Source organism: Xenorhabdus sp. SGI240, from assembly GCF_040081915.1.
Classification (GTDB): Bacteria; Pseudomonadota; Gammaproteobacteria; order Enterobacterales; family Enterobacteriaceae; genus Xenorhabdus; species Xenorhabdus bakwenae.
Window position 1 is genome coordinate 1 of record NZ_JBEBMB010000096.1, and the last position, 6,280, is coordinate 6,280.

At 37.0% G+C, this 6,280-nt stretch carries 3 protein-coding genes and 1 pseudogene; 2 read left to right on the top strand and 2 right to left on the bottom strand.

Going from position 1 to position 6,280, the window contains the following annotated elements; all coding sequences use genetic code 11:
- Positions 1 to 670 precede the first annotated feature (670 nt).
- Together ABLA76_RS15895 and ABLA76_RS15900 are read left to right on the top strand one after the other, a co-directional pair.
- Positions 671 to 859: a hypothetical protein gene (locus ABLA76_RS15895; RefSeq protein WP_047768403.1), complete on the top strand. Its 189-nt coding sequence runs from the start codon at positions 671 to 673 to the stop codon at positions 857 to 859.
- A complete protein-coding gene (locus ABLA76_RS15900; protein WP_348988660.1) occupies positions 849 to 2,474 on the top strand; it encodes an N-6 DNA methylase in 1,626 nt (541 codons plus the stop codon). The genes ABLA76_RS15895 and ABLA76_RS15900 overlap by 11 nt, the downstream gene beginning before the upstream one ends.
- Before the next feature lie 50 nt (positions 2,475 to 2,524).
- Here the strand turns inward: ABLA76_RS15900 and ABLA76_RS15905 are convergent, their stop codons facing one another.
- Both ABLA76_RS15905 and ABLA76_RS15910 read right to left on the bottom strand, forming a co-directional pair.
- Positions 2,525 to 5,518 (bottom strand): N-6 DNA methylase, encoded by a 2,994-nt coding sequence (locus ABLA76_RS15905; protein ID WP_348988661.1) that lies wholly within the window; start codon positions 5,516 to 5,518, stop codon positions 2,525 to 2,527.
- A 549-nt stretch (positions 5,519 to 6,067) separates the two neighbouring features.
- Positions 6,068 to 6,280: pseudogene (locus ABLA76_RS15910) on the bottom strand (single-stranded DNA-binding protein); the annotation flags it as partial.

Sequence of the window (6,280 nt, forward strand, 5' to 3'; positions counted from 1 at the left end):
TCCCCTTCTGTTGATTATTGGTGGTAGTTCAGACAGGGATTCTCAGGTACCGGAGTTATCAGCCGGTGAGGCCGAAGCCTCCCCTGCCTGAACCGCCATTGAAGGGGCGATAGCAGACACACTGGTAGAAACTTCCTACCAGTGGATAACTTTGAGGCCTGAGATTCCTCACTATCGGATTTTGCCGATAGCTTTTTTACTTTAACCGATTGAGTTATCGAATTCAATAATCGAACAGGTAAGTTTAACAAGCAAATTAAGTTATTAGATTACCGACCCTGTTCAAATAAAGAACAATCTAACGAGAAGACGCCATAATAATAGCTCATATATCTAATTGATCATGGTAATTTTAAAGCTTAGTAAATGATATTCTAGACTGCTAAGAACATGTTCGTCGTTAGTTTTTAACCGCTTTAATATATTTCTCAAATTATCTTGTGATGAAAAATTCTTTTTCCTGAATTTTGGTTTGTATTGTATTACACATTCAAAGTCGACTATTAACTCAGGCTTGATTGAAACAATATGTACTTACGTTAACGAACTCCATAGGTGGTACAAAGAGAATCCTTTCCAAGGTACTCAAATTTTTCTACTAATGAAGCTTTCGATTTAGCCTAAAAACCTGTAACTTATGTTACATAACAAATGTTACATAGGTTATCTAATGGCAAAAGGTGAATCAGGGCGCATAGTTTTGGAAGTCGATCCAGAATTGAAAAAAGCCCTATACTCAATATTAGCGCATGAACAACAAACACTTAAAGACTGGTTTGTAGATAAGGCTCAGAAACATATAGAAGAAAAAAGAAATGAACTTATTAAGAGTTTTTCAAAGGTAGATGATGAAATTTAAAGCAGACCAGACAAGCCAAAAGCTAAGAGGTGGTTACTACACACCTCAGAACTTGGCAGATTACGTAACTAAATGGGTGTTAAGTAAACGGCCTGAATCAGTTTTAGAGCCAAGTTGCGGTGATGGTGTATTCATTCAATCACTTAACAATAATCAATGTAATAAGACTATTAAGCTTTCTTGTTTTGAATTGTTTGATACAGAAGCTCAAAAAGCGTCTGAACGTTGTCAAACTTTGGGTTTTGACAATGCTATTGTTACAGAAGGTGATTTTCTAGTCTGGGCAAACAAGCAACTGAATCTAGGACATAGTTTGTTTGATGCTGTTATCGGCAATCCTCCTTTTATAAGATATCAATTTCTTGAAAAATCATTTCAGGAACAGGCAGAACTTGTTTTTAAGCAATTAGGACAGAAGTTTACCAAGCATACAAATGCTTGGGTTCCTTTCTTACTATCGACTCTTGCTTTACTTAAGAATGGTGGTCGAATGGGAATGGTTATCCCTTCTGAGATTATTCACGTAATGCATGCTCAATCGCTTCGTAGCTATATGGGACAAGTCTGTTCAAAAATCGTGATAATCGATCCGAAAGAGATTTGGTTTGAAGATACTCTGCAAGGGGCTGTTATTATCTTAGCTGAGAAGAAAGAACGGATTGAACAGTCATCAGAGGGTGTGGGTATTGTTAGTGTAAATGGCTTCGACTTTCTTGAAGAATCCCCTGATGAGCTATTCAACAAAACCTTGGGAATAAATGGTGAAACAATAGAAGGTAAGTGGACAAAAGCAATATTGGAAAAGAACGAGCTGTCACTTATTAAAAAACTTATTAGCCATGAATCTATACATAAATTTAAAGAAATAGCAAAAGTTGATGTTGGAATTGTAACAGGAGCCAACAAATTCTTTTTAGTAGATAACGAAACTATCAAACAATATGGGTTAGAACAATACGCTCATCCTATGTTTGGCCGTAGTCAACACTGTCCTGGTATTTTGTATGACAAAGCACAACATCAGAGCAATCAGGATCAAGGTCTTCCAACAAACTTTTTGTATATCGAAGAAGAACTTCAGAAACCTCCTACGAAGGTGAAAGATTATATTGAGCTTGGTGAAGCTGAAAAATATCACGAACGTTATAAGTGCCGTATTCGCAAGCCTTGGTATAAGGTACCATCCGTTTACAGCACCGAAATTGGCATGCTGAAACGTTGTCACGAAGCTCCTAGACTGATTTTAAACCAAGTTAGAGCATACACAACAGACACGGCTTATCGTGTATCCTCGACTTTCACAAGCGCAGAAAACTTGGTGTGCAGTTTTTTAAACCCTCTCACAGCCATCACAGCAGAGTTAGAAGGGCGTTATTATGGTGGCGGGGTATTAGAGCTTGTTCCTTCTGAAATAGAAAAGCTTTATATCCCAGTCATTGAAGGTAATAAGCACGATATGGTTACTCTGAACCAGCTAGTGAAAGAAGGTAAAGTTGAAGAGGCAATGCGAATGCAAGGAGAGGCAATTTTATCTAAATTAGGTTTTACCAATGAAGATAATGAAAACCTAATGTCTATTTGGAAAAAATTAAGAGATAGACGTTTACGTAAATAGTCTGTATCAGAATCGCAGCTCACTTAATATGAGCTGCTTTTATTCTTAAATTACAAGTGGTTATACAAATCAGTAACAGAAGGGATTTTACTGTCTAGCTCACCAAGATCGAACAAATCTTTTATAAAGTTATCCATTTGTTCTTTTGCAGTGTCGAACTGTCTTTCTAAAACGATTTTCGAGCGTGTATCTGCTTTGGATATATCTGAATGTAGTTTGTTCATTCTTTGTTGTAAATCTGCAATAACGTCATGCTTCGCTTTTTCTTCTGTATTGCCAAAATTGATTATTGGGATTGGCATCCGTGTTTGAACTTTTGTCCCACGAGCGACAAAACCCCCTCTGAATACTTCACCATATATCGAAGCAAACCACTCTAAGTATCTTGAAGATAGAATCGCTTGAATATAGTAAATAGAATAAGGACAAGTTTCAGGAACATTAATGATACTGTAACCAGCGGTTCCTCCCGATGATACGAAGGTTCTGTTATTGTCTATTGAATATTTATAACCATTTGATAAAACGCCAACAATGATCTTTTGTGGCACATCGCAGTTTTCGAGAGCTTGACTACGGCCATATCTATACCATTCATTAGGTGTAGTAGGGTCAGGCTTAATAGAGCGTTTACCATTATCTAAATTATCTTTTATCACTTGCAAGAATTCGAACATTTTCGGGTAATGTTGCTCTAAATCCGCATATTCTATGAGTTGAACTCTATCACCTATTTTTTTGTATGGATAAATGACGAAAGCATTCGGCTCTACGTCTTTATACGTGTAGAAATGGTCTTCTCCTGAACGCTGAGTTTCAAAGTATGGGCGAGTCAATTCTTTCTCAACATGATATTCATGACCATCGTATGCAAAGTAAATATAGTCTTGTTCGATCTTAATCCCTTTGTGAATATAGTAATCGTTGGCACTGGTTTGAATACCGTTTGCAATCGCTTTTTGGCCTAAGATATCACCTAATTGCAGAGAATTACTGTACATCTTCTGCAAGATTTCATTGGTTTCTTTTTCCAGAATCCAAGTATCTGAATCCAGTTTATCTACTTCGTAATTACTTGATAGTAAGAATGTATCTTCACGAGTGAGCCATTTCTTGAAATTCTTTACCTCATAGAAAGAAAACTTTTCTTGCTGAGATTTTTTCAAAAATAATAAGCAAGTATAGGTTGTTTTGTTTTTGAAAACTTGATTCGAACCAAACGAGATTAGTTTACAAAGGTATTTATTATCAGCAAGTAATTTACGTAGATTTTTACCAGCACCTACTTTAGTAAATTTTGACGGAAGTATATAGCCCAAATAACCATTATCCTTCAGAAGTTGCATTGAACGTTCTACAAAGAGGAAGTACTTATCGAATTGTTTGAAAGCGGATTTGTATTTCTTCTTATAAATTGGTAGTTCAGCTGGCGTTATTTGCTTCATGTGCTCGGTTGCCATGTAGGGAGGATTACCCACAATTACGTCAAAGCTATGATCAACGTTGAATGGATTCACACTAAAAAGATCTGTTGTTTTCACATTGTCAGACAGAGTAATCAAACTATTTCCGAAAAGAATATTGCTCTCTGTTTTTGGTAGAATTGGCTTATTGGGACCTATAGTCTCTTTTGACTCACCTTCGAGTAGTTTTAGAAGTAAACCAAACGAACAAGCTTTAACAGCGTTGAAGTCTTTATCAATACCGTAAATGCAGCGAGTTAGAATCTCTTTCTTAACAGAGAGTTTCAATTTGAAACTGTGCTCAGTTAGCTGTTGCAATTTCGAACGATCATGTTCGATATAGTAGTCAATCAAAATATCTTGAATCGTCTGAAATACTTCAAGTAAAAAAGCGCCTGAGCCACAAGCAATATCCGCAAATTTAGAGTTTAATATCTGCTCGTCAGATTTGTCTTTACAGAACTCAATAACAGTATTTCGAATAATATCTTTAATAATATGACTGGGGGTAGTAACAACGTCCCGATCAATGTGTTCTTCTTTAGGCTGAATCTCTACTTTTCCAGGTTCTTTAATGCGTATTTTCTCACTCAAAAATACTTCGTAAATGCTCCCTAAGATATCGGAAGAAAATACGGAGAAAGAATACGCGCTTTGGGGGAAGTAAAGCTGTTCTATGATTGTCCAAATACAAGAATCTTTATTACTAATCAGTTCGTCAATATTTTCAAGGGCGAATAGGCCTGAATTATATTTTCGATCAGAGTCTTGTAATTTACTGATGAGAGATTGAAAATCTTTTTGATGAGCAAAATGATAAAGTGTCTCATAATCTTCCAAATCTCGGTCTTCACAGACACGCAAAAACACTATGCTGTTGATGTAATTCTGCGTTAGATCATTTAGTTTTTCTTCACTTAATTCAGGTTTGATAGTGATGAATTCATTAGCCAGCATCAAACGCCACTCATTGATTTGTTTCAAAAACAGATCATCAACGCTGAAACGTGAAATGTTGTTTTCAATGTCTGACCATTCAGAATCGAATTGACCAGAATACACGCTGTCTTTACCAATAAGCTTCTGAATTTCATTAAAATTATCAACTAGCTCAGTGAAGTAATATAACTTGATTCTGGAATTCAACGCAGTATCGTCTTCTGAGACTTGGTTAGAACAATCATAGATTGCAGTGTATTCAAAGTTTGATAAAACTGAGATTTTTAATTTTGCTGTAAAGCCGTAACGACGAACTTGTTTTGCTGGTTCTGGATCAGTTGAAACCTGAACACTCGGTTTTTTAGCTTCGACGAAGAACTTACGTTCTGAGAAGAAACGGAATGTGTAATCAGGTTTTTTAGTGTTTTCTCCTGCTCTAGCCCTTAAACCTTCCTCAACCAATACTTCACGTTCATTCGTTGGCTTACCGTTCGAGTTTGTGATATCCCACCCAAGAATCATGAAGAACTGATCAAGAAAATCCGTTCTTAATTGAGTCTCATTGTAGCGACTGGAACGATAGTAATCTAAGTCACTAGTGAATCGATCAACCAAACGTTCTAACTGTTCAATTTTTGTCATTTTATTATTTCAGAAGTTAAGCTATTCAGTTCAGAGTTGCTAAGGTTCATACACTTAGCTCCTGTGAATTAAACTTGCGTAATTTTTGTTTCATGAGTGATTTTAATCGCCTCCTGTACAATAGATACTCTGTAACATTATAAAAATTGAGTCAAGTCAGAACGTTACCACTTGGTGGTATAGCGCACTACTGGCACGATTTTGAGAAAAAATGAGTTAGCTAAGTGATCAATGCACCGTCTCCCTGTAATAAACTCCACTCTACCCGGTTGATCTGACAGGGTATTGGACTTCACGATATTTTGTACGCTTGACTACCAATCAAGTTAAACCAGATTCACTTACTCTATATGCCTCCTACTTTCTTCAGACCCAGCTGCTATCCAGCAACGTCTTTTCCAGTTGAATTACCTTTCTTTCATTCGGGGCGATTCAGAATTTTTTCAGTCTGAAGGGGTTGCCAATTTTGCCGGGCAAACAAAAAACCCAGCATATTTGCTGGGTTATAATTTATACAAACTAATAAAAGAAGCTATTTTTATACATGATCTAGAACGGGATCTCATCATTCCAATCCACTTCTTCCTGTTCCGGTAAAGCAGCAGGCTGTACCGCACGAGTTGTTTTTCTCTCCTTATTGACGGATTGAGAAGGCGGTTGCTTCGGTGCGGGCTTATGCCCCACCTGCTGAGTAGCCGCCTGTTTTGCATCGCCACGGCTTCCCAGCATCTGCATCGTGCCATTGACACTCACCACCACTTC

Coding starts and splice junctions, on each gene's coding strand:
- ABLA76_RS15895 (WP_047768403.1), top strand. CDS start 671: ATGGCAAAAGGTGAATCAGGGCGCATAGTTTTGGAAGTCGATCCAGAA.
- ABLA76_RS15905 (WP_348988661.1), bottom strand. CDS start 5,518: ATGACAAAAATTGAACAGTTAGAACGTTTGGTTGATCGATTCACTAGT.
- ABLA76_RS15900 (WP_348988660.1), top strand. CDS start 849: ATGAAATTTAAAGCAGACCAGACAAGCCAAAAGCTAAGAGGTGGTTAC.